At 64.2% G+C, this 22282-nt stretch carries 18 protein-coding genes and 1 pseudogene; 11 read left to right on the plus strand and 8 right to left on the minus strand.

Annotated elements, in window-relative coordinates:
- Positions 1 to 73 precede the first annotated feature (73 nt).
- From AWC12_RS13420 to AWC12_RS13445, 6 genes are all read left to right on the plus strand, one after another.
- Positions 74 to 1342: a YlbE family protein gene (locus AWC12_RS13420; protein WP_085174879.1), complete on the plus strand. Its 1269-nt coding sequence runs from the start codon at positions 74 to 76 to the stop codon at positions 1340 to 1342.
- A 7-nt stretch (positions 1343 to 1349) separates the two neighbouring features.
- Positions 1350 to 2705 carry a glutamine synthetase family protein gene (locus tag AWC12_RS13425; RefSeq protein ID WP_085174881.1) on the plus strand — a complete coding sequence of 452 codons (1356 nt, stop codon included), beginning with the start codon at positions 1350 to 1352 and terminating at the stop codon, positions 2703 to 2705.
- On the plus strand, positions 2702 to 3382 hold the full coding sequence (locus AWC12_RS13430) for a gamma-glutamyl-gamma-aminobutyrate hydrolase family protein (RefSeq protein WP_085174883.1): 681 nt from the start codon (positions 2702 to 2704) through the stop codon (positions 3380 to 3382). The genes AWC12_RS13425 and AWC12_RS13430 overlap by 4 nt, the downstream gene beginning before the upstream one ends.
- An 11-nt stretch (positions 3383 to 3393) precedes the next feature.
- Entirely contained in the window at positions 3394 to 4890 is a 1497-nt protein-coding gene (locus AWC12_RS13435; RefSeq protein WP_165762806.1) for a purine-cytosine permease family protein, read from the plus strand.
- Positions 4891 to 4901: 11 nt separating this feature from the next.
- The gene (locus tag AWC12_RS13440) at positions 4902 to 5960 is read left to right on the plus strand and encodes a LacI family DNA-binding transcriptional regulator (RefSeq protein WP_165762807.1); all 1059 of its coding nucleotides are present in this window, start codon (positions 4902 to 4904) and stop codon (positions 5958 to 5960) included.
- 68 nt (positions 5961 to 6028) lie between these two features.
- Positions 6029 to 6715: a flavodoxin family protein gene (locus tag AWC12_RS13445; RefSeq protein WP_085174887.1), complete on the plus strand. Its 687-nt coding sequence runs from the start codon at positions 6029 to 6031 to the stop codon at positions 6713 to 6715.
- A 448-nt stretch (positions 6716 to 7163) separates the two neighbouring features.
- On the opposite strand, the gene AWC12_RS13450 is transcribed toward AWC12_RS13445, so the two are convergent.
- From AWC12_RS13450 to fabG, 4 genes are read right to left on the minus strand one after another with little or no spacing between them, the layout of a single operon-like run.
- Positions 7164 to 7832: a GntR family transcriptional regulator gene (locus AWC12_RS13450; protein ID WP_085174889.1), complete on the minus strand. Its 669-nt coding sequence runs from the start codon at positions 7830 to 7832 to the stop codon at positions 7164 to 7166.
- Between the two features lie 4 nt (positions 7833 to 7836).
- Positions 7837 to 9030: an acyl-CoA dehydrogenase family protein gene (locus AWC12_RS13455; protein ID WP_085174891.1), complete on the minus strand. Its 1194-nt coding sequence runs from the start codon at positions 9028 to 9030 to the stop codon at positions 7837 to 7839.
- A complete protein-coding gene (locus AWC12_RS13460) occupies positions 9027 to 10241 on the minus strand; it encodes an acetyl-CoA C-acetyltransferase (RefSeq protein WP_085174893.1) in 1215 nt (404 codons plus the stop codon). The genes AWC12_RS13455 and AWC12_RS13460 overlap by 4 nt, the downstream gene beginning before the upstream one ends.
- Positions 10241 to 10981, minus strand: coding sequence for a 3-oxoacyl-ACP reductase FabG (gene fabG, locus AWC12_RS13465; protein WP_024446538.1), 741 nt, complete (start codon positions 10979 to 10981; stop codon positions 10241 to 10243). The genes AWC12_RS13460 and fabG overlap by 1 nt, the downstream gene beginning before the upstream one ends.
- A gap of 107 nt (positions 10982 to 11088) precedes the next feature.
- Here fabG and AWC12_RS13470 point away from each other — a divergent pair, with 107 nt between their 5' ends.
- Both AWC12_RS13470 and AWC12_RS13475 read left to right on the plus strand, forming a co-directional pair.
- The gene (locus AWC12_RS13470) at positions 11089 to 12264 is read left to right on the plus strand and encodes an acyl-CoA dehydrogenase family protein (RefSeq protein WP_085174895.1); all 1176 of its coding nucleotides are present in this window, start codon (positions 11089 to 11091) and stop codon (positions 12262 to 12264) included.
- Positions 12265 to 12292: 28 nt separating this feature from the next.
- A pseudogene (locus AWC12_RS13475) lies at positions 12293 to 13113 on the plus strand (mycofactocin-coupled SDR family oxidoreductase).
- On the opposite strand, the gene AWC12_RS13480 reads toward AWC12_RS13475, so the two are convergent.
- From AWC12_RS13480 to AWC12_RS13490, 3 genes are all read right to left on the minus strand, one after another.
- A complete protein-coding gene (locus tag AWC12_RS13480; protein ID WP_085174897.1) occupies positions 13107 to 13997 on the minus strand; it encodes an alpha/beta hydrolase in 891 nt (296 codons plus the stop codon). The pseudogene AWC12_RS13475 and the gene AWC12_RS13480 overlap by 7 nt on opposite strands.
- The gene (locus tag AWC12_RS13485; RefSeq protein WP_085174899.1) at positions 13997 to 15334 is read right to left on the minus strand and encodes a flavin-containing monooxygenase; all 1338 of its coding nucleotides are present in this window, start codon (positions 15332 to 15334) and stop codon (positions 13997 to 13999) included. The genes AWC12_RS13480 and AWC12_RS13485 overlap by 1 nt, the downstream gene beginning before the upstream one ends.
- An 89-nt stretch (positions 15335 to 15423) precedes the next feature.
- Positions 15424 to 15876, minus strand: coding sequence for a MaoC family dehydratase (locus tag AWC12_RS13490; RefSeq protein WP_085174901.1), 453 nt, complete (start codon positions 15874 to 15876; stop codon positions 15424 to 15426).
- 789 nt (positions 15877 to 16665) lie between these two features.
- Between AWC12_RS13490 and AWC12_RS13495 the strand changes: the two genes are divergently transcribed.
- From AWC12_RS13495 to AWC12_RS13505, 3 genes are read left to right on the plus strand one after another with little or no spacing between them, the layout of a single operon-like run.
- Positions 16666 to 17418, plus strand: a complete 753-nt coding sequence (locus AWC12_RS13495) for a hypothetical protein (protein WP_085174903.1) — start codon at positions 16666 to 16668, stop codon at positions 17416 to 17418.
- Positions 17415 to 19526 carry an Rv1355c family protein gene (locus AWC12_RS13500; protein ID WP_085174905.1) on the plus strand — a complete coding sequence of 704 codons (2112 nt, stop codon included), beginning with the start codon at positions 17415 to 17417 and terminating at the stop codon, positions 19524 to 19526. Before AWC12_RS13495 ends, AWC12_RS13500 begins: the two co-directional genes overlap by 4 nt.
- A 16-nt stretch (positions 19527 to 19542) precedes the next feature.
- Positions 19543 to 21381, plus strand: coding sequence for a putative bifunctional diguanylate cyclase/phosphodiesterase (locus AWC12_RS13505; protein ID WP_024446530.1), 1839 nt, complete (start codon positions 19543 to 19545; stop codon positions 21379 to 21381).
- Here AWC12_RS13505 and AWC12_RS13510 read toward each other — a convergent pair.
- Positions 21362 to 22207, minus strand: coding sequence for a hypothetical protein (locus tag AWC12_RS13510; RefSeq protein ID WP_085174907.1), 846 nt, complete (start codon positions 22205 to 22207; stop codon positions 21362 to 21364). The two genes, AWC12_RS13505 and AWC12_RS13510, sit on opposite strands and share 20 nt — an antisense overlap.
- Positions 22208 to 22282: the final 75 nt, after the last annotated feature.

Raw genomic sequence — 22282 nt, forward strand, 5'->3', positions numbered from 1 at the left:
CGTTTTATCAATTCTCGGCAGTCTTGTACGAGCAGTGAAAAAACGATTTATCTTAATTGAGAGAGGAGAGCCCATGCCCCCCGCCGCGATACTCGAAGAAACGCGGGCCGCCAACGACGCGGCGCTGGCGAGATTTGCCGGTGCGGACCCGGTTCTGGTCGACGTGCTTCCGGCTCGTGAGGCGATACCCGCGATGCACGCACGTCTAGTCCTGACATCGGGGCCAACCATGCCGTGGCCCGAGTACTCCGGCGGCCAGCGAACCGCAATCCTCGGAAGCGTTGTGCACGAAGGGCTTGCCGCTGACCTCGCCGGCGCCGAGGTGCTTCTCGACACCGGTGAGGTCACGGTCGTGGGTTGTCAGGACCATGGCTGTATCGGATCGCTAGCTGGCGTGACCTCCGCGTCGATGCCGGCGCTTATCGTTGAGGATCGTCCGACCGGCCTTCGGTCCTACTGCACGCTCTTCGAGGGGGAAACGCCGTCCCGGCTGAACTACGGTGTGTGGAACGCGGAGGTGCACCGCAACCTGCGTTTCCTTGCGGAGTCGATAGGTCCCGCATTGGGAAAGGCCATTCGCGATCGGGGCGGAGTCGCGCTACTGCCGATCATGGCCCGCGCTCTTCGGCAGGGAGACGAGCTACATAGTCGCAACACTGCCGCATCGCTGCTCTTCGTCCGTGAGATCCTGCCGTCGCTGGCTGCTGATTCCGCGCTGGGTGAACGCCTTGTCACCTACCTCACCGGTGGTGACTATTTCTTCCTCCGTCCGGCGATGGCTGCGGCGAAGGTCATGGCCGCGCGGATGGCTGGGGTGCCCGGGTCATCGATAGTCACCGCAATGGCCATGTCCTGCAGCACATTCGGCATCCAGGTGTCCGGCATTCCGGGCAGGTGGTTCACCGGCCCGCTGCCCCACTTCGAGCACTATCGCCTATCCCCTGGCGTCACCATCGACGACGCGCAGTTCATGGGTGGCGAAAGTATCACCACTGAGGTGTGCGGGCTCGGCGCCTTCGCGCAGACCGCAGCATTCACGTTGCAGGACTACCAGGGTGGCGTGACTCGGATGATCGAACTTAACGAGCAGATGTATCAGATCACGCATGGCGAGAGCCCCTTCTTCAGGCTCCCGTATCTGGGCTTCCGAGGAACGCCCACAGGCATTGACGCCCATGCCGTGGCCGATACCGGCATCACACCGGTTATGGACATCGGCATCGCGGGCGCTGCAGGCGGCCAGATCGGGGCGGGCATCGCCCGCGCACCCTTAGGTCCATTCACTACTGCCAGCGAGGCATTACTACGCCAATCCAATTTCCAGAGAACCGAAGGAAAGTAAAGAACTAATGGATACCGTCACGCAGCTGTCCGATCAGTACGTCCAACTCGCCGACGATCTCGCGCGTAAGGGCGTCAGATATGCCGTAGGCAGCTGGATCGATGTCTTGGGCAGGCCGAAGTCCAAGGTCGTACCGATCGACCACCTACCGAATCTGATCGCCGGATCCGAGCGGTACACGCCCCGGGGCATGGGCGGGATTGGCCGGATGAACCCTGTCGAGGACGAAGTCGTCGGCCTCCCGGATCCGAATACCCTACGGATTCTTCCCTGGGACCGGCGATTCGCATGGATGATCGCCGATATGCACCAGGGTGGCCGCGAGCCGTTCGCCCTCTGCCCACGCTCGGCTCTCAAGCGGCAGGTCGCCGAGGCAGCAAGCATGGGCTTCGTCTGCCAGCTCGGAATCGAGCCGGAGTTCTACGTCTTCCGTCCGGAATCGCTGACACAGGGACACCTCGAGCCCATCGCACCGAGCGGGCGCCTACAGCCCACACCCGCGTATGACGTCGAGGTGACGCTGGATGCGATGCCCTTCCTGGACCGGGTCACGAGGTATATGACGGAATTGGAGTTCGGCCTGTTCAGCTTCGACGCCGAAGGTGGCGAAGGACAGTATGAGTTCGACTTTGCACACGCCGAAGTCGTCGACTCAGCCGACCGGATGACCTTGTTCCGCACCCTCGTCAAACAGGCCGCCAAAGAGGAGGGCTTGGTCGCGACGTTCATGCCGAAGCCCTTCGCCGAACTCTGGGGCTCAGGAGCGCATTTCAACATGAGCTTGGAGGATCGACACAGCGGTGAGAATGTCTTCAAGACCGGCACGGGCAGTTCCGGCTGGCGCAAGGAAGCTCTGCATTTCGCCGGCGGAGTCCTGAAACACGCGAAAGCACTTGCGGCCCTGTCGAATCCCACCACAAACTCCTACCGCCGACTGGTGCCACGGTTGGCAGACGGAAACTTCTCCTGGGCGCCGACGAAGATCAGCTACGGTCACAACAACCGGTCATGCATGCTGCGTCTGCCCGACAATCGTCCGGCGATCGAGAACCGCAGCGTGGACGCGGCGGCCAACACTTACCTCACCGCGGCATTCATGCTCGCTGCCGGACTCGAGGGCATCCGTGACGGCATCGATCCTGGCCAGCCTCAGGACACATTGTCTTACACCGACGATCGCATCGACGTCATGCCCCGCACCCTCATCGACGCCGTTGAAGCATTCGAGGCGGACTCGCTGACCTACAGTGTGTTCCCCGAAGCCTTCGTCCGCGATTACACAGAGATGAAGCGCGGCGAATGGCATCGTGACCACGCCGAGGTCAGTGACCGTGAGCGCCACTACTACCTGCTGAATCTATGACGATCATCGGCATCACAGTCGGAAGCACCGAAAAACCCTCCGTGGTGGGCGCCTACGTCAAGGCGGTGATGTTCGCAGGGGGGACGCCACTACTGCTGCCCACCATTGTGGAGGGCGATGACACTGTCGCCGAGGCAATCTCGCGAGTGGATGCGCTGCTGCTCTCCGGTGGCGGCGATATTCATCCTGAGGAATACGGGGAGCGCGTGCGAGTCACCCTTGACGCAGTCGACCGACACCGTGATCACGTGGAGCGGTGCGCCGTGCGGGCTGCGATGTCCAACGGTCAGCGGATCCTCGGTGTGTGCCGGGGCGCCCAGATGCTGGCCGTGGCCACCGGCGGCACGCTGATCCAGGACCTTGCGGTCGAAGGCTTCTTCGGTCACATGGACCACCGCCACGACCGCGGCTACGCCACGCTGCGTCACGGAATCAAAGCGGAGGTCGGGTCACGGGCCGAGACCAGCTTGGACGGCAGCACGGAGATCAACTCACATCACCACCAGGCCATCCGCCACACCGGCGACGTGCTGCACGCGACCGCGTGGGCCACCGATGGCGTGATCGAAGCAGTCGAAGGTCCGAATCTTCTCGGGCTGCAATGGCATCCAGAAACACTCTTCACCAACGACAATCGTCACCACGAGCCATTTCGGTGGCTCGTGCAGGGCGAGTAAGCGAGCAACTCATGGGTCTTCTCAACAGCTCTCAGTCACATCCCGGTTCCCTCCCCACTAAGGACCGAGCGGGGCGCATCGAGCAGTACGGCATCGACTTCATCCCGGAAGAGGAGCGCCGATCCTCGCCTCGGAATGTCAGCAGCATCTTGTTCGGAGGCTCGCTGACCTTCAGCGTGATCGTCATCGGCTGGTTCCCGATCACTTTCGGGCTGAGCTGGTGGCAGGCGGCGTCGGCGGTCATCGTGGGCTCGACGATGGGTGCCGCTCTTCTCGCACCGACTGGTTTGTTGGGTCCTCGGACGGGAACAAACAACCCCGTATCCAGCGGCGCATTCTTCGGTGTGGCTGGCCGACTGATCGGCTCGGTGCTCGAGGGCAGCGCATCGGTGGCTTTCGCGGCGCTGAGTATCTGGACGGGCGGCGATGCCCTTGCCGGAGCGCTCACTCGGTTCTTCGATCTGCAGAACACCGAGGGCGTGCGCCTCGGCGCCTACGCCGTTCTTGCCGTCGTCGTCACCACAGTGTCGGTGCTAGGCCACTCGAGCATGGTGTTCTGTCAGAAGTTCATGATCCCGACAGCAGGAACCTGTCTGATTGTCGGAATCTTCGTCTACGGAGTGGATTTCGACCCCTCCTACGCTGGCACCGGTGACTACGCACTGGGGTCAGTCCACGCAGCCTGGCTGTTGTCGGCCCTCTTGTGCGCTTCTACCGTTGCGTCCTACGGCCCCTACGCCGGAGACTGGACGCGGCACATTTCGCCACGGCTACACCCGGACGGCTCCATCCTGCGCGCCATGTTCTTCGGCGGTCTCTTCGGCATGGGCGGGCCCATCATGTGGGGTGTCTTCACCTCCGCAGCCCTATTCGCGTCTGGCACCCCTGACGCCGACAGTTCCTTCGTGCTCGGACTTGTCAACGGCGCGCCCGCCTGGTTCATCCCTGCCTTGATCTATGTGGGGCTGGCGTCGGGAACGGCACAAGCCGTCATCAACACCTACGGGACTGGCCTCGACACCTCAGCAATCATTCCACGTCTCAACCGCGTCCAGGCCACCCTCGTAGCGTGCGCTTTGGCCACGTCACTGGTGTACCTCGGCCACTTTTACGCCGCGCTGGCAAACGGTGTCGCAGTGTTCCTCGCGCTGCTAGCCTGCTCGTCCATCCCGTGGATCGTCATCCTGACGATCGGGCACTTTCATCGCCGCGGCTACTACAACACCGCCGACCTCCAGGTGTTCAACCGAGGAGAGCGCGGCGGGGTCTACTGGTTCACCGGCGGCTTGAACATGGTCGGCGTCGGCGTGTGGTCACTGTCGGCGGCCGCCGGACTGATGTTCACCAACAACGAGTGGTTCTCCGCACCAGGCGCACGCCTTTTCGGTGGCCTTGATCTCGGCTTCTTGGTTGCCGGTCTGGTTGCCGCCGTCACCTACCCGCTGGCCCTCCGTGCCTTCCCAGAACCGCCGGAGCTCTTCGCGCCGGACGCCGTCACCGCACGCTGATGATTGCGGTAGTGGATTCTGACATCATGGGAGTCCCCGCGGTCGAGGAGGCGAGCATGGTGGTGACAATTCGTGATGTCGCAGCGGCCGCCGGCGTCTCGCCGACGACGGTCTCCCACGTCCTGAGCAATCAGGGGCGAATCGGTGAGGACACGCGCCGACGCGTCCTCGATATCGCTGCCGAGCTCGGCTACCGCGCCAATGTCCATGCGCAGCAACTCAAGACAAACCGCAGTCGCACCTTTGCTATCCAGGTCGCCCCTTTTGACACGGAGAGCAAATCGAGCATGCTCATTCCCAACTCCGAGTACTTCCTCGAGGTACTCAACGGGGCCTCCGACGAGGCAGAACGGAATGGCTATGCGCTCGTTCTCGCGCCTCCCGGTGTGGGCCCCAGGGCCATCAGCGCGTTCGCGGTCGACGGCGCGATCATCGTCGACCCGCACGGCGACGAAGGACTGCTGGATCCGGAGTGGACGGCGACCCATCCCGTCGTCACCGCCGGCCGCACGGCCGGACGTCAAGCGGGCAGCCACGTCGTAGACAACGACCACCGCGCCGCGGCGTCGGGAGTGTTCGAGCATTTTTGGGATCAGGGCTACCGCCGTCCCGCCGCCGTCATAACCGATCTCGCCCGCTCCTACACGCGCGATGTCATCGACGGTTACCGGGACTGGGCGGCACGCCGTGGGATCGAACCCGTGTGGCTCGAGACCGGTTCACACCGTTCGGCGAAGGCAGCCCTGCGTGAGCTGCTGGACTCACCCACGCCACCTGATGCGATCTACTGCGGCTCAGACGACATCGCCCTCGACATCCTCCACGAGGCCGCGCGTCTGAACATCATGGTTCCGAATGACTTGGGCGTGTGCAGCTGTGTCGACAGCAGCACTTTCAACCTGACGACACCGGAACTCAGCGGAGTCTTCTGTAACCCGCGCACCATTGGAGCGCAGTCGGTGTCGCTGCTCATCGCACTGCTCGAAGGTGACGACTCGTCCGACCAGACGATCATCGTGCCCACCGAATTGCGTGTACGCCGTTCGACCTTGCGCCCGCTGCAAAGCTAGTCATTTCCGCATACCCGTGCCTAGCTGAATCCGCACCCTGCAAAAACCTTTTGCCATAGGAGAATTCCATGAAGACCCTCATCATCAGCGCCAGTCCCCGCGAGGATGGCAACTCACACGTCCTGGCGCACGCGGCCGCAGAAGGCGCGCGGGCGGCCGGACAGACCGTTGATCACGTGTTCCTTGACGACTATGTCCGGCGGATGCTGGATAACTGCCGCAAGTGCCGACGCGCGGAGGACCGCATGTGTTCTCTGGACGACCGGTACGGCGAGTTGCTCGTCGATCGGATGCTGCCAGCCGACGGCATCATCTATGCGATGCCGCTCTACTTCTATGGCATGCCCGGCCGACTCAAGACTGTGTTCGACCGCCTGTTCTGCTACACAGCCAACAGCGCGCCACAGCAAGATCTCGTCGTCGAGGGCATCATGCACAAGAAGGTCGGCGTGCTGATCTCTTGCGAGGAAAGCTATCTCGGCGCTACTCAGGGTGTGATCGCGCAGTTCCAGGAACTTACCCGATACCTGAATCAAGACCTCGTAGGTGTCGTCGTCGGCAATGGGAACAGCCGTGGCGAGATCGTTCGCGATCCGAGCGATCCGGTGTCTCGTGCACAGAAGTTGGCAGCGATGTTGTACGACACTCGCGTCACCGACTACCGACTCAACACCGTTCGCTCCAACCGCGTTTGGGAGAGCCTCGCGGCGGAACCACTCGCGCAGTCAGAGATGTCCGCGGGTCAAGTCCGGTGACGTGGGTTGGAAGGCCCGAGCACCAGGCACCGCGTCAGCGCGAATTGCATTCAGGGTGGAAGACGATCGGCGTCGTCGTACCCGCGTGTTGTTCCGAGGTCGAGCTACGCCAGCTCGTCGCCGACCACGTCCGCGTGGTCGCGACCGATGCCGGCGAGTTCGTGCAGGCGGTCACCGTGGGCCGGTGCATCGTACTGTCAGAGGACCACCACCGCTGCGAAGTCTCCTATCTGCCAGGCCCGCCGGGCACGTTCCCGACCTCCATGGGCGTGAGGTCCGGCGTCTTGACCGACCCGACGGCCCGCCAACGCTTAGGACCGATCCGCAAAGACGACACAGTAATGCCGACGGTATATGAATCTCGCCGAAGCCCTTCCCGCATAATTCATCCACATCATGTCACTCGCACTGAGTAACACCCTCCTCGAGAATCACCAACGGACGCCCATCATCCGATCACGCCTCGTCGGGTGAGGTGGTCGATCAGCGGGCCCGCGGCGGCACAGAGGTGTTCCGACATGGCGGCGCGCGCCGCGTCGCCGTCGCGGTCTTTGAGCGCATCCAGGACCACCCGGTGGTCGCGCATCGAGTGCGCGGGCCAACCCTCGACCGTCGGGTAGACCGATTCCAGCGCGAACCTGGTGATCTGACCCATCAGCTGAGCGAGTTTCGGCGACCCCGCTGCAACGTTGACGCCGCGATGGAACGCGTGGTTGAGCCGGACCGCCGCCTCATGATCGTTGCCTGCATACGCCACCTCCAGTTGATCCTGGATGAGCCCCAATTCATGCAGTTCGTCATCGGTGATGCGCTCGGCGGCACGGCTGGCGAGTTCACCGCCGATGTGGGCCTGAACGTCGGAGACATCGGCGATGTCGCGCTTCGTGATGGGCAGCACGACGAACCCACGACGCGGCAACAGGTTGAGCAGGCCCTCGGCGCGCAGCCCGAACAGTGCCTCGCGCACCGGGGTGACGCTGATTCCGAGTTCGTCGGCCAGCTGTTCGAGCCGAATGTACTTGCCCGCCGGATAAATTCCGTCGAAGATGCGACGGCGCACGAACCGGGCGACGTCCTCGGCGAGCTGCGGCCGGGCCGCGAATTCGGGAATGCTCATCGGCCTAGACCCGGTAGTCCGCCAGCAGCCGCTTACTGATGATGTTCTTCTGGATCTCGCTGGTGCCTTCGCCGATCAACAGGAACGGAGCGTCGCGCATCAACCGCTCGATCTCATACTCTTTGGAGTAGCCGTATCCGCCATGGATGCGGAAACTCTGCTGGGTGACCTCGGCGCACACCTCACTGGCGAAGAACTTCGCCATCCCCGCGGCGACGTCGTTGCGTTCACCGGAGTCCTTGAGCCTGGCCGCGTTGACCATCATCAGGTGTGCAGCCTCGACTTTGGTTGCCATTTCGGCCAACTGGAAGGCGATCGCCTGGTGCTCGGCGATCGGCTTGCCGAAGGTGGTGCGCTGCTGGGCGTAGCGGACGGCCAACTCGAAGGCTCGGACACCGACCCCGCAGGCTCGCGCCGACACGTTGACCCGACCCACCTCGACGCCGTCCATCATTTGGAAGAAGCCCTGCCCCGGCGCCTCTCCAAGGATGTCTGAAGCCTTGGCCTGATAGCCGTCGAAGATCAGCTCGGTGGTGTCGATGCCCTTGTAGCCCAGCTTGTCGAGCTTGCCCGGGATCGTCAGTCCCGGCACGACTTCGCCGAAGCCGGCGGGCTTTTCGACCAGGAATGCGGTGAGGTTGCGGTGGGGCTTGTCGGCGCCCTCGTCGGTGCGCACCAGAGCCGCCACCAGGGTCGAGCTCCCCCCGTTGGTGAGCCACATCTTCTGGCCGTCGATGGTGTAGGTGCCGTCACCGTTGGATTTTGCGCGGGTCCGGATGGCCGCGACGTCGGATCCCAGCTCCGGCTCCGACATCGAGAACGCGCCGCGCGTCTCACCGGTTGCCATCCGCGGCAGGTAGTGACTCTTCTGCGCTTCGGTGCCGTGCTGACGGATCATGTAGGCAACGATGAAGTGGGTGTTGATGACTCCCGAGACGCTCATCCAGCCGCGGGCCAATTCCTCGACGCACAGCGCGTAGGTGAGCAGCGACTCCCCCAGCCCGCCGAACTCCTCGGGAATCATCAGACCGAACAGTCCCATCTCGCGCATCGCGTCGACGATCGCCTGCGGATAGGTGTCGGCGTGCTCCAGCTCCTGCGCCGTCGGGATGACCTCCTTGTCAACGAATTGTCTTACAGTCGAAACAATTTCGGTCTGAAACTCGGTGAGCCCCAGGGTCTGCGCAAGTCTGGTCATCGCCCCACCCTCTCGAAGACGGCGGCCAGGCCCTGCCCGCCGCCGATGCACATTGTCTCCAGGCCATACCTGCCGTCGCGCCGGTCCAGTTCGCGCGCCAGCGTCGCAAGCATCCGGCCGCCCGTCGCCCCGACAGGATGTCCGAGCGAGATCCCGGAGCCGTGCACATTGGTGCGCTCCAGATCGTGGTCGGTGAACTTCCATTCGCGCATGCAGGCCAGGGCTTGCGCGGCGAACGCCTCGTTGAGCTCGATGAGGTCGATGTCGGCGAGGCTGAGGCCGGCTCTGGCGAGTGCGATCTCGGTGGCTGGCACCGGTCCGATACCCATGATGTTGGGCGCGACGCCGGCCACACCCCACGAGACGATCCGCACCAGTGGTTCCAACCCCAGCTCGGCGGCTTTCTCCGGTGTCGTCACCATGCACATGGAGGCGGCGTCATTCTGCCCGCTGGAGTTTCCCGCCGTCACCGTCGCCTCCGGATCAGTCTTGGCGAGAACGGGTTTGAGCTTGGCGAGCGCGTCCACCGAGGTGTCTGCGCGCGGATGCTCGTCGGTGTCGATCACCTGCTCACCGGATCGGTCGCTGACCGTCACCGGCACGATCGTCTCCGCCAGCAGACCTTCTTCTTGCGCGGCGACGGCTTTCTGATGGGACCGTACGGCGAGTTCATCCTGCTCCTGGCGCGGGATGTCGTATTGACGGCGCAAGTTCTCGGCGGTCTCCAGCATCCCCCCGGGGACGGGATAGTGCTTACCGCCCGCGGTCGTTCGGCCCCGGGCCAGTGCGTCGTGCACGGTGACGCCGGTCCTCGCCCCGCCCCAGCGCATGTCCGTCGAGTGGAACACCACATTGCTCATCGACTCGGCGCCGCCGGCAACGACGAGATCGTTGTTGCCACTTGCCACGTGCAGCGCCGCCTGGATGACCGCCTGCAGCCCCGACCCGCAGCGGCGGTCGATCTGCATTCCCGGAACAGTCACCGGCAGTCCTGCGTCCAGCGCGATGACGCGGCCTATGGCGGGTGCCTCCATGCTGGGATAGCAGTGACCGACGATGACGTCCTCGACAGCCTCGGGCGCGACACCTGTTCTGGTGAGCAGCCCCTGCAGCGCGACCACCCCTAGTTCGACAGCGGTCAGGGACTTGAACATCCCGTTGTAGCGTCCGATCGGGGTACGCACCGGTTCGCAGATGACCGCTTCACGCATCACAGATGCCGTCCGCCGGTGACCTCGAGAACAGTGCCGGTCATGTACGACGACAGATCGGAGGCCAGGAACAGCGCGACATTGGCCACCTCGTCGGGCTCACCGGCCCGTCCCATCGGGACCTCAGCCACCTTGGAGTCCCAGATGCGTTGCGGCATAGCCTCTGTCATGGCCGACCGGATCAGTCCCGGCTGTATCGCGTTGACCCGGACGCCAAGGTAGGCAAGCTCCTTCGAGGCCGCCTTGGTCATCCCCACGATCCCTGCTTTGGCGGCCGAATAGTTGGTCTGCCCGACCATGCCGACCTTTCCTGAGATCGAGGACATGTTCACGATCGCGCCACGCTTGTTCTCCCGCATGACCGCAGCCGCGGCGCGCAGCCCGTTCCAGGTGCCCTTGAGGTGGACGGCGATCACCTGGTCGAAGTCGTCTTCGGTCATCTTGCGCATCGTCGCGTCGCGGGTGATACCTGCGTTGTTCACCATGATGTCCAGTCCGCCGAAACCGTCGACGGCGTCTGCAATCAACGCATCCACCTCCGCGGAGTCGGTCACATCGCACCGGACCGCGCGGGCGACCTCGGCACCGCCGAGCTTGTCCGCGGCCGCCTGCGTCGCCTCGACGTTCACGTCGCCGAGCACCACCTTGGCGCCCTCGTCGACGAAGCGTTGTGCGATTGCGAAGCCCAGCCCCTGCGCCGCCCCGGTGACCACGGCGATCCGGCTCGTCAGCAATGCCATCTCTTCACCCATCCTTGCGCTCTGCGAATGACCCCGATAGATCGGACGCTATCGTATTTCATATACGATATTGGCTTCCACTTCCCTCCCACAAGGAGCACGACCGGATGACCACCGCCGAAGTCAGCGACGACGATTTCCAGGAGATCCTGGCCCAGACCCGCCACTTCGTCCGTAGCGCGGTAGTTCCGCGCGAGCAGGAGATCCTTCGCGAAGATCGGGTGCCCGACGACCTGCGCGAGCAGGCGAAAGACATGGGCCTCTTCGGCTACGCGATCCCGCAGGAATGGGGCGGCCTCGGACTGGATCTGGCCCAGGATGTCGAGCTGGCGATGGAGCTGGGCTACACGTCGTTGGCGCTGAGATCGATGTTCGGTACGAACAACGGCATCGCCGGCCAGGTTCTGGTCGGATACGGCACCGACGAACAGAAGTCGACGTGGCTGGAGGGGATTGCGTCGGGCGACGTCGTCGCTTCCTTCGCCCTGACCGAGCCGGGTGCGGGCTCCAATCCGTCCGGCTTGCGCACGAAGGCCACGCTCGACGGGTCCGACTGGATCATCAACGGCCAGAAGCAATACATCACCAATGCGCCGACGGCGGACTTGTTCGTCACGTTCGCCAGGAGCAGGCCTGCCGACGACAACGGCGCAGGCATCGCGGTCTTTCTCGTGCCCGCGGACACCCCCGGCGTGCAGGTCGGGACCAAGGACAAGAAGATGGGCCAGGAAGGTGCGTGGACCGCCGACGTGAACTTCACCGACGTACGGGTTCCTGCCGCCGCGCTGGTCGGAGGATCCGAAGACATCGGCTACCGCGCAGCGATGACATCGCTGGCGCGCGGCAGGGTGCACATCGCCGCGCTGGCGGTCGGCACCGCGCAGCGGGCGCTCGACGAGTCGGTGGCGCATGCGGCGACGGCGACTCAAGGCGGCACGCCCATCGGTGGATTTCAGCTCGTGCAGGCGATGCTCGCCGAGCAGCAGACCGGCGTGCTCGCAGGCCGCGCGATGGTCCGAGACACCGCCAGGCAGTGGCTCACCGGGCAGGATCGACGGATCGCGCCGTCAGCCGCCAAGCTCTTCTGTACGGAGATGGTGGGAAAAGTGGCAGATCTCGCGGTGCAGATCCACGGCGGCAGCGGGTACATGCGCGGGGTGCCGGTCGAGCGGATCTACCGCGACGTACGTCTGCTCCGGCTGTACGAAGGCACGAGTGAGATCCAAAAGCTGATCATCGGCGGCGGATTGGTGAAGGCGGCGAGCAAGGCGGCGAAGCGATGAGCGCTTGCGCGAAGAGCAGAGGACAGAAGTGAGCGGTCGGCTACAGGGCCGGGTGGCGTTCATCACCGGCGCAGCCCGAGGGCAGGGACGCGCACACGCGGTGCGAATGGCCAACGAGGGCGCCGACATCATCGCTGTCGACATCGCAGGGCCACTACCGCCCTGCGTGCCCTACGACCATGCCACGCCGGACGATCTCGCGGAGACGGTCAAACTCGTTGAGGCGACGGGCCGTCGGATCCTCGCGTCGGCGGTCGACGTTCGCGACGGTGATCACCTGCGCGCGACGGTGGACGCGGGCGTGGCGGAGCTGGGCCGACTGGACGTCATCGTCGCCAACGCCGGCGTCTCGGCGCCGCAGGCCTGGGATCACATCACCGCCGACGACTTTCGCGACGTGATGGACATCAACGTCACCGGGACGTGGAATTCGGTGATGGCGGGCGCTCACAAGATCATCGACGGCGGCCGCGGCGGATCGATCATCCTGATCAGCTCAGCTGCCGGAATCAAGATGCAGCCGTTCATGATTCACTACACCGCGAGCAAGCACGCGGTGACCGGCATGGCCCGCGCCTTCGCCGCCGAACTGGGCAAGCACTCGATTCGGGTCAACAGCGTGCACCCCGGCCCCGTGGTCACCGACATGGGCACCGGCGACATGGTGGCCGCGCTCGCACGGCGATGGAAACGAACCCGCAGCTGTCGAACATGATGACACCGTTCCTGCCGACGTGGGCCGTCGAACCGGAGGACATCGCCGACGCCGTGTGCTGGCTGGCCAGCGATGAGTCCAAATTCGTCACGGCGAGCGCGATCTCGGTGGACCAGGGTTCAACACACTACTGATCGATGAGCGTCCTGGTCAGAAACGTCAGCTGATCGGTCACCGTCTTGTCGAACCATTCGTTGCCGGGCCAGACGTCGAAGTGGTCGCACGGGTAGCGATGAACCTGCGCCCTCCCGTGGGCCGCTGTCGCGGCTACTGCCCCGGCAGGCACGTACTGGTCGAAGTCGGCGATCTGCACCAGTAGCGGGCACCTCAGCTTCTTTGCTGCTGTCGTGGTACGCACGCCGAGCACCTGCAGGCCGATGGAGCTGTCGATCTCGTTGCGCCACGTCGGACCGGCGAGGGCGGTGTAGCTCTCGTAGGCCCCGTCGAGGGCAAGCGCGCCGGACTCGCCCACCGGAGACACCAACGGCATCAATGTCGGAGCTCGACCGCGCCCCACCGCGATCCGGCTCTTCACACCGGTCAGCGTCCACCGCAACGAAGTGACGATGTTGCGCGACGCAGCGGCGGAGCGACTGACCGCGATCCCACTTGTCAACGGCGTCAATGCGATCACCGCGCCGATGTCGTCTCGCTCTGCGGCCACCCGCAGTACGTGGCCGCCGGAGAACGACGCACCCCACAGAGCGATCCGGTTGGTATCGACACCCGGCAGCTTCTTGGCGGCTGCTATCGCCGCGTGATAGTCCTCAGTCTGTCTGCGAACCGACAGCGACTGACGCGGCACACCTCCCGACGTGCCGAATCCGCGGTAGTCGAAGGCAACCACGTCGAACCCGGCGCCGGCGAACCTTCGTGCGGAGGGTTCCAGGCCCGAGTCCTTCGTGCCACCGAAGCCGTGGGCCATCACCACCACCGGGCGATTCTCCCCCAGGGCGCGGAAATGCCAAGCGCTGCACTCGTCCTCACCGCTGGGAAAGCCGATCTCCGTGTACGTCATCACACCACCTCGGCAACCTTGGCCGCCCGCTTGAGTCCCGCCGGGATCTCGCGTGTGCGCAGATCGTGTTCATAGATGAAGTAGTCGACCTGCTGGGTGTGGCGTGGGCGGTCGGTGCAGTGCCCGGCATGCAGTTGTTGGTCGGTGTCGATCACCCGCTCCATCTCGTCTCTCGGAGGCAGCGCGTACCGCCCGATGGCATAGGCGGCGAGCAACCGCGCCTGACACTCGACGAACGGAAACAGGGTCGGCACCGCTTGCGCGAACCCCATGAAAACCAGGTTGTCGATACCGGGTAGGAACATCCGCTTGTAGAGCCGCAGAGTGTTCCCGGGCGCGCTGATGAAATCGGGGTCGAAGAACGGGAACGTGATGTTGTAGCCGGTGGCGTAGATGATGACGTCGAAGTCGCCGCAGCTGCCGTCGACAAAGTGCACGGTAGGGCCGTCCAGGCGCGCCACATTCGGCTTGGGGGTGACGTCTCCCGAACCCAGCCGCAGGGGCAGTTCGACGGACTGCGTCGGATGCGCCTCGAACAATTTGTGATCAGCCGGGGGCAGCCCGTACATCGTCGGATCTGTGCCCAGCATCGGCGCGATGAACTGAACAGCCTTACGCTGCCACGACAGTGGCAGATACGGCGACGTTCGGAACAACGTGTCGCCCGGCCTGCCCGCGATGTATTTCGGCACGATCCACGCTGACGATCTGGTCGACAGGGTCACGTCGTTGCGCAATGCCTTCGACGACAATTCGACCGTGATGTCGGCGGCGCTGTTGCCGATGCCGACGACGAGGATGCGCTTGCCGGTGAGTTCCAGCGGCGTGGTCGGATCGATGTAGGCGTGCGAGTGGATCGAGTCGCCGGCGAAGGTGCCGGGAAAATCCGGGAGCCGCGGATCCCAATGATGCCCGTTGCCGACGACGAGTAGATCGAAGCGACGTTCGGCACCCGCCTGGTCACGGATGAGCCAGCCGCCGTCCTCTGCCCTGGCCGCATGGACCACCCCGTTGCCGAACTCGATGTGGTCCAGTAGCCCGAAGACGTCGGCATAGTCGTCGAGGTAAGCCTTGACCTCGGAGTGATGCGGGAACGACGGATAGTGCGCGGGCATCGGATAGTCCTTGAACGACAACCGATCCTTGGACGTGTCGATGTGCAGCGAGCGGTAGGCGCTGCTGTGCCCGTTCGGATTGCCGAACGCCCAGTTGCCGCCGATGCGGTCGGACGTCTCGAAGGTGGTGTACCGGACGCCGTAGTCCTTGAGCATTTTGCCCGCGGTGAGGCCGCTGATGCCGGCCCCGATGACCGCGACCCGTGGGTGTGTTGGGTTCACCGTCGCTCCTCACGCCAAATGGCAATGTAGGAGCGTTTTTGACGAACGTCAATAGATCCTGACGCTTGTCGCGACCAGGTCTTCCGGTATCAGCCGATGAACCGGACGATGGACTCGGCGACCGCCGCCGGCTTTTCCGACCCTTCGATCTCCACGGTGGTGCGCAGCGTCGCCTGCACCGCGTTGTCGAGTTGAGCGACCCCCGCAATTTCGGCCCTTGCGCGCAGCTTGGCGCCGACTCGGACCGGCGTGATGAAACGAACCTTGTTGTAGCCGTAGTTGATCGCCATCGCGACGTTGTCGACGGAGTACAGCCGATGCGTGAAATGCGGAAGCAGAGACAGCGTCAGCAATCCGTGTGCGATGGTGCCGCCGAAGGGCCCATCGGCAGCGCGCGCAGGGTCGACGTGAATCCACTGATGGTCTTCCGTGGCATCCGCGAACAGATTGACCCGGTCCTGGGTGATCTCCAGCCACTCGGTGGGTCCGAGCTGGGTGCCCTCGGCCGCAACGAACTCAGCCAGGTCCTTGAACTTCTTCACGCCGCGCCTCCTCTGAAGCCTCTCTGCGATGTCGGATCCTGCTCGACCGTACTCGTGCCGATCCGGCGCTCACTGTGCCATAGGCGAAGCCCCCCGGTGCGCGGCTACCACACATACGCCACAGGCCGAGTGGCGCCATCCAGCGATGGCAATCGATCGCTCCCCTTCCGCCATTTCTTTCCCGTTGCCGGAAATTAGGTGCGCGTCGACACGTGATGAAATCGACGTGACAAAGAGAGAACTAACAGTCCGTCAGTGCGTCACGCGGACGTCAATAAGACACTGATCGAGATAGCGAAGAGTCCGCACAAACATAGTTCAGCAAATTCACGGCATCGTCATCGGCATAACAATTAATTCGCTGCGAGTTCGCGCGGATAAAGACCCAAACACCGGTTACCAGCCGGTAACCATTCGACCCCCCATATTCGTCGTTGCCACTGGACAATGGGTTCCTGCGCAGGCCACACGGGCGCAGAGCAACAATGTCCATTCGCCGCTTCGCTGCACGAAGTCCGCTCGCTAGCCGCACTCATTGTTCGCTATGTATCGGACACGGGCATTTTGACCTGCAGGGATATCGACTCCTTTGATAGCCCATCTACTGTCTTCGCGGGGGAAGCGCCTTCCCGACAATCCTGCGAGGTTCTGTAATTGCCTGACGTCACTGGCCGATAACTAGTAATACAGGCACTTGCAGCGCGATACTTGACGCGCGTGCAGATAACGTCACGTACCCCCACGAAGTCCAGTCGAGTTCGAAGGCTGGCGCAGATGAATGGAAGCGTAATGACCATCCCCGAATTTCGCTCTGCCACAGCCGAAAGCGCAAACCTGGCGACGACTCCGAGCTACTGGGACCCTGCAATCGAATGCACCATCGTCTATGCCACCCCCACCACCGAGCGCGACCTCTGGAAGGACTACGTCGAGGGGGCCTGCCAGAGCTACCGAAAGCACGGCGTCGCGGCGGCCCTCGACGCCGACGCCCTGCGCTCAGGACGCGACACCGCCCTGTTCGCCGCGTGCGTCGACGCATCGGGACAGGTGATCGGCGGCATCCGCGCGCGAGGCCCGTACCGCTCTGCCGACGAGTGCCACGCCGTCAAGGAATGGGATGGACAGGTCGGCCAGGACGCCGTCTACAAGATGGTGGCCGACCGCATCCCCTTCGGCGTCGCCGAGATGAAGACCGCATGGGTCACCGATGATCCGGAGGCGAGCCGCCGAGTCACGAACGCCATCGCACGCACCCCCTTGCACACCATGACCCTGCTCGACATCCAGTTCATCGTTGCCACCGCAGCGTCGTACGTGCTCAAGCGCTGGCTGACCTCCGGTGGCGTGCTGGCGTCCAAGATTCCGGCCACGTCGTATCCAGATCATCGATATGACACGAAGCTGGCATGGTGGGATCGTATGAGCTTCGCGAAGAACGCTGCGCCTGCCCAGGTTTCGAAGTTCTTCGCCGAACAGCGACAGATGTCTGCAGCTATGGAACCGAGGAGCACACCTGCCGTGAGCGACGCAGCGACTCGATGACCGCCGCCGATGTGCACGAATCCACCCACAGCGCAGTGCTGCTGGATGCCGCCGCAGATGCGCACGAGATCGCCCGACTTCGTGCGGACGGCCGGATCGAGTTCATCGACCGCTTACCCGAAGACGGTCGCGACGCGCTGACCGCACTGTGGGCGTATTACCCGTGGCGTCGTGCTGCCGTGCGGGTGTTGGGCCCGGACATGTTCCAACGCACGCGTCTCGACCGGAACCGCTACCTCATCACCGCCGACGAACTATCGCGCCTGGCGACCCTGCGTGTAGGCGTCGTGGGACTCAGTGTGGGACATGCGGTTGCGCATGCCTTGGCCGCCGAGGGGCTGTGCGGTGAACTGCGACTCGCCGACTTCGACGACCTCGAACTGACCAATCTCAACCGGGTACCCGCCTCGGTCTTCGACCTCGGTGTCAACAAAGCCGTGGCGTGCGCCAGGCGAATCGCCGAGCTGAATCCGTATCTCCCGGTACAGGTGCTGAGTTCAGGCATCACAGCCGAGTCGATCGACGGGTTCCTCGATGGCCTCGACATCGTGATCGAGGAATGCGACTCGCTCGACGTCAAGGTTCAGATCCGGGAGGGCGCGCGAGCACGCCGGTTGCCGGTGTTGATGGCCACCAGCAGCGGCGGCCTGCTGGACGTCGAACGATACGACGAAGATCCGCAGCGTCCGATCTTCCACGGTCTCCTCGGTGATGTGAACGCCGATCAACTTGCGAGCCTCAGCAGCAAGGACAAGGTGCCCCACGTGCTGAGGGTCATCGACGCCGCGGTGTTACGACCGCGCATGCAGGCCTCTCTGCTCGAGGTGGGCAAGACGTTGTCGACGTGGCCGCAGCTGTCCTCGGAAGTCGCCATCGGTGCCGCGACAGTGGCCGAGGCGGTGCGGCGCCTCGGGCTCGGGGAGACACTGCACTCGGGACGGGTGAAGGTCGACGTCCCCGCGATCCTCGACGAGATCAAAGACCCGATGCACGAGCAGGTGGCGTCCGGCGGGCAGACCGCCGGCCCGCCTGACGCCCTGCCGCCGGAAACAGGGCCGACGGGTGATGCAATCACAGCCATCGCCGCCGCGGCGGCACGCGCTCCCTCCGGCGGGAACACCCAGCCATGGACACTCGACGTCGGCGACGGCACGCTGACGATCCGGATCGACCCCGATCTCACGTCAGCCATGGACATCGGTTTCCGCGGAAGCGCCGTCGCAGTCGGCGCCGCCGCCTTCAATGCCAGGGTGGCTGCTGCCGCCCACGGTTTGACGGCCGACGTCGAATACCGCGAGGGGCACAGTTCCTCGCCGCTCAGCGCCGTCGTACGTACCCGGCCCGACGGGCACAGCGAGCTCGCGAACCAGTTCGACGCGATGCTGCGGCGCGAGACAAACCGCCATCGTGGCGTCCGGGTGGACATCGCACCGGAGGCGGTCGCTTCCCTGACGCATATCGCCGAGACGGAAGGTGCACGGCTCCAGCTGATCACCGCGGCCGCGGATATCGACGGCGTCGCCTCGGCGCTGGCCGAGGCGGACCGCATCAGATACCTGACTCCGCTCCTTCATACGCAGATGATCAGCGAACTCCGCTGGCCCGGGGACCCCAGTCCCGACACCGGAATCGACATCAGGAGCCTCGAGCTGGCCGAGGCCGACCTGGCATTCCTGGACATCCTCCGCAGCGGTGCGGTGATGCGCCACCTCGCCGACTGGAAGGCAGGCTCGGCGTTGGGCGAAGCGACACGGTCGGCGCTGTCGAACGCCGCGGGCGTCGCCCTGGTCTCGGTACGCGGCACCACGCTCGCCGATTATGCGCGCGGGGGTTCAGCACTCGAAGCGGTGTGGATCGCCGCGCAGGAAGAAAATTTAGCCGTTCAACCTATCTCACCTGCATTCCTGTACGCCCGAGAGCCTCGGGAACTCGACGCGCTGTCACCGGCGTACTCACGGCAGCTCGCGGACCTGCAATACTCTCTCGAAACGTTGTTTGACATCGAATCGGATGAGTCGCCGATCCTGATCCTCAGGCTCTGCCGCGCACCCCATCCGTCGGTGCCGAGCCGGCGTCGACAACTACCCGGTCGATCCACACCGACCTGAACCAGGACGGAGGTCAGTGTCCGAAAGCCTGGATCTCGTGGTCACTTCAGTGGCGACGCGCCTGATGGGGGTAGGGGCACAAACATGGGTCGAGGTCAGCCAGCGCGTTCTGGCGGACCTCGTCAAGCACTTCGACGTCGACGTGAGCTTTCTGCGGCGCAACGATCACGAGATCCGGGCGTCGGTGCTCGTGGCCGAGTGGCCATCGAGGCCGGACATCCCTGACCCCGATCCGCTGGGAGTCGTCTATTTCGCCGACGCCGACCCCGTCTTCGCACTCGCTGAGAACCAGAAGGAACCTGTGGTCTTCCGGCCAGAACCGGCGACCGACGAGTATCAGCAGACGATCAACGAAGGCAGGCACGTCCCCACCACATCGATGGCATGTGTGCCGCTGCTGTCGGAAGAACTCACCACCGGTGTACTCGGCTTCGTCAAGTTCGGAGATCGAGACTGGACCGATGCCGAACTCAACGCGCTCAAAGCGATCGCCTCGCTCTTCGCCCAAGCCCAGGCCCGGGTGCAGGCCGAGGACAAGCTGCGCTATCTGGCCGAACACGACGATCTGACCGGGCTGTTCAACCGCCGGGCCCTGCTGGCGCACCTCGACCAGAGACTCGCCGATGGACAGCCGGGGCCAGTCTCGGCACTGTTCTTCGACCTTGACCGGCTCAAGGCCATCAACGACTACCTCGGCCACACCGCGGGCGATTGGTTCATTCGTGTGCTGGCCGAACGACTTCGGCGGGGCGCGGAATGCCCGACGCTGATCGCACGGCTGGGCGGAGACGAGTTCGTCGTCGTGCCCACCGAGCCCATGGATGGCGACGCAGCCACAGCGCTCGCCGAGCGACTGCAATCGGCGCTACGTGAGCGCGTGTCCATCGACGGGGAGATGCTGACGCGCACGGTGAGTATCGGTGTGGCGCTGGGCATCCCCGGACAGGACACCACCTCTGACCTGCTCAAGCGCGCCGACCAGGCTGTGCTCGCGGCGAAAAGCTCCGGCGGGAACAAGATCTCGGTATTCACCGACGACATGTCGATGCAGAACGACTTCCGGAACGACATCGAGCTGCATCTGCAGAGCGTGATCGAGAACGGTGCGCTGCTGCTGCACTATCTTCCCGAAGTCGACATGCGCACTGGTGACATCCTTGCCGCCGAAGCCCTGGTTCGGTGGCAGCATCCCACCCGCGGACTGCTCACCCCCGATTCGTTCATCAGCGTCGCCGAGTCCATCAATCTCGCCGGCGAACTGGGTCGCTGGGTGATGCGCTCAGCGTGTGCGGATTTCGCGCGTTGGCGATCACGCGGCATCGGCAAGGACGCCATCATGCGAATCAATGTGTCGCCGGTGCAACTGGTCACCGACGGCTTCGTGGAGACAGTCGCCAGCATCATCGACGAATTCGGCCTCGACCACGGATCGGTGTGCCTGGAGATCACCGAGAGCGTCGTGGTGGACGACATAGAAGCGACCCGCATAACTCTCAACGGTCTAAAGCAAGCGGGTGTCCGGATCGCCATCGATGACTTCGGCACGGGCTACAGTGCACTTTCGCACCTGAAGTCACTGCCGGTCGACACCCTCAAGATCGACAAGGGATTCGTTCGTGAACTCGGTTCCGACCCTGGCGATCTCGCGATCGTTCGGGCGATCATCGCTCTCGCCGAGGCGTTCGGCCTCGAGCTCGTCGCCGAGGGGGTGGAAACCGACGCCGCAGCGCTCACCCTGCTCAGGCACGGCTGCCACCGAGCTCAGGGTTTCCTGCTGTCGCGCCCGATCCCTGGCGACGCGATGGAATCTCTGTTCGCGGAGGGGCGTATCCCCGTCAGCTTCTCGAAAGGCTGACGCTGCCCGCTTGCCTCTGGGACGGTCGCGCCACAGCGGCGACCTCCGCATCAGAGGTCAGCAGTTCCACTCGGCCGAAACGACTCGCTTCCTTCCCGACGAGGGCGACTCGCAGCGGCGCGTCGCCGGGCAGAAGGCCGCCGAGGCCGTGATCGGCATCAGTTCCGTTCCGGCAGATCAGAACTCCGTGGCGGGCGCGAATCATCCGGGTCTCGTACCCCGTCGAGAACTTCGCGCCACACACCTTGCCCTCTTCGAAAACCAGACCGTCGAAACTTGACACCGGGTGCGGGTTCACTTGGCGTGCAAGCGCTTCTGCGGCAAGCCAGTCACGCACCGAGCCGCTCGGCCGCGACGGGTCGATGGTTGTCTCGCCGATCTCGGTGACCTTGAGCAGCTCCCCATCCCCGAAATCCACCGTGGCCGAGGTCCAGTCGGTCACCTGGGTGTAGAGGTAACCCGTCGGGGACGGGATGCACCGTGCCGCCCACTCCCGCAATCTCCACCCCTCGAAGGCGGGAATGGGCCGGCGGCGGGAAGGCACCAGTTCACCCGCGAGGCGGACGGGCACATCGGCGTCACACTGCGCGAGCGCCGCGAGATCGATATCGGCCGTGAGCTCCCCGAGGTACTCGTCGGTGGCGGCGTCGTCATACAACCCGAACCAGCCGCGCCGCCGGCTCTCCGACGGCCCACCCGGCGCGAGTTCGGCGACAAACACCTCACCGTCTTCGTCAACCGCGGAGATCGCCGTCGCCAGACCGGCTACACCGCTGTCAGTGCAGACCACGTCGACTTCGTCGTCCCAGTCGGGATCGCAGGACACGGTGATCGCCTCGCTATGCGCTGTGTATTAGCCGAAACCGGAGCTGCTCGGCCGATAAAGGCTATGCCATGGCAG

The organism is Mycolicibacterium iranicum (assembly GCF_002101705.1).
GTDB classification, from domain to species: Bacteria; Actinomycetota; Actinomycetes; order Mycobacteriales; family Mycobacteriaceae; genus Mycobacterium; species Mycobacterium iranicum.

Excerpts from the sequence above, each read along its gene's own strand:
- AWC12_RS13420 (WP_085174879.1), top strand. The coding sequence starts at position 74 with ATGCCCCCCGCCGCGATACTCGAAGAAACGCGGGCCGCCAACGACGCG.
- AWC12_RS13425 (WP_085174881.1), top strand. The coding sequence starts at position 1,350 with ATGGATACCGTCACGCAGCTGTCCGATCAGTACGTCCAACTCGCCGAC.
- AWC12_RS13430 (WP_085174883.1), top strand. The coding sequence starts at position 2,702 with ATGACGATCATCGGCATCACAGTCGGAAGCACCGAAAAACCCTCCGTG.
- AWC12_RS13435 (WP_165762806.1), top strand. The coding sequence starts at position 3,394 with ATGGGTCTTCTCAACAGCTCTCAGTCACATCCCGGTTCCCTCCCCACT.
- AWC12_RS13445 (WP_085174887.1), top strand. The coding sequence starts at position 6,029 with ATGAAGACCCTCATCATCAGCGCCAGTCCCCGCGAGGATGGCAACTCA.
- AWC12_RS13450 (WP_085174889.1), bottom strand. The coding sequence starts at position 7,832 with ATGAGCATTCCCGAATTCGCGGCCCGGCCGCAGCTCGCCGAGGACGTC.
- AWC12_RS13455 (WP_085174891.1), bottom strand. The coding sequence starts at position 9,030 with ATGACCAGACTTGCGCAGACCCTGGGGCTCACCGAGTTTCAGACCGAA.
- AWC12_RS13460 (WP_085174893.1), bottom strand. The coding sequence starts at position 10,241 with ATGCGTGAAGCGGTCATCTGCGAACCGGTGCGTACCCCGATCGGACGC.
- fabG (WP_024446538.1), bottom strand. The coding sequence starts at position 10,981 with ATGGCATTGCTGACGAGCCGGATCGCCGTGGTCACCGGGGCGGCGCAG.
- AWC12_RS13470 (WP_085174895.1), top strand. The coding sequence starts at position 11,089 with ATGACCACCGCCGAAGTCAGCGACGACGATTTCCAGGAGATCCTGGCC.
- AWC12_RS13480 (WP_085174897.1), bottom strand. The coding sequence starts at position 13,997 with ATGACGTACACGGAGATCGGCTTTCCCAGCGGTGAGGACGAGTGCAGC.
- AWC12_RS13495 (WP_085174903.1), top strand. The coding sequence starts at position 16,666 with ATGACCATCCCCGAATTTCGCTCTGCCACAGCCGAAAGCGCAAACCTG.
- AWC12_RS13500 (WP_085174905.1), top strand. The coding sequence starts at position 17,415 with ATGACCGCCGCCGATGTGCACGAATCCACCCACAGCGCAGTGCTGCTG.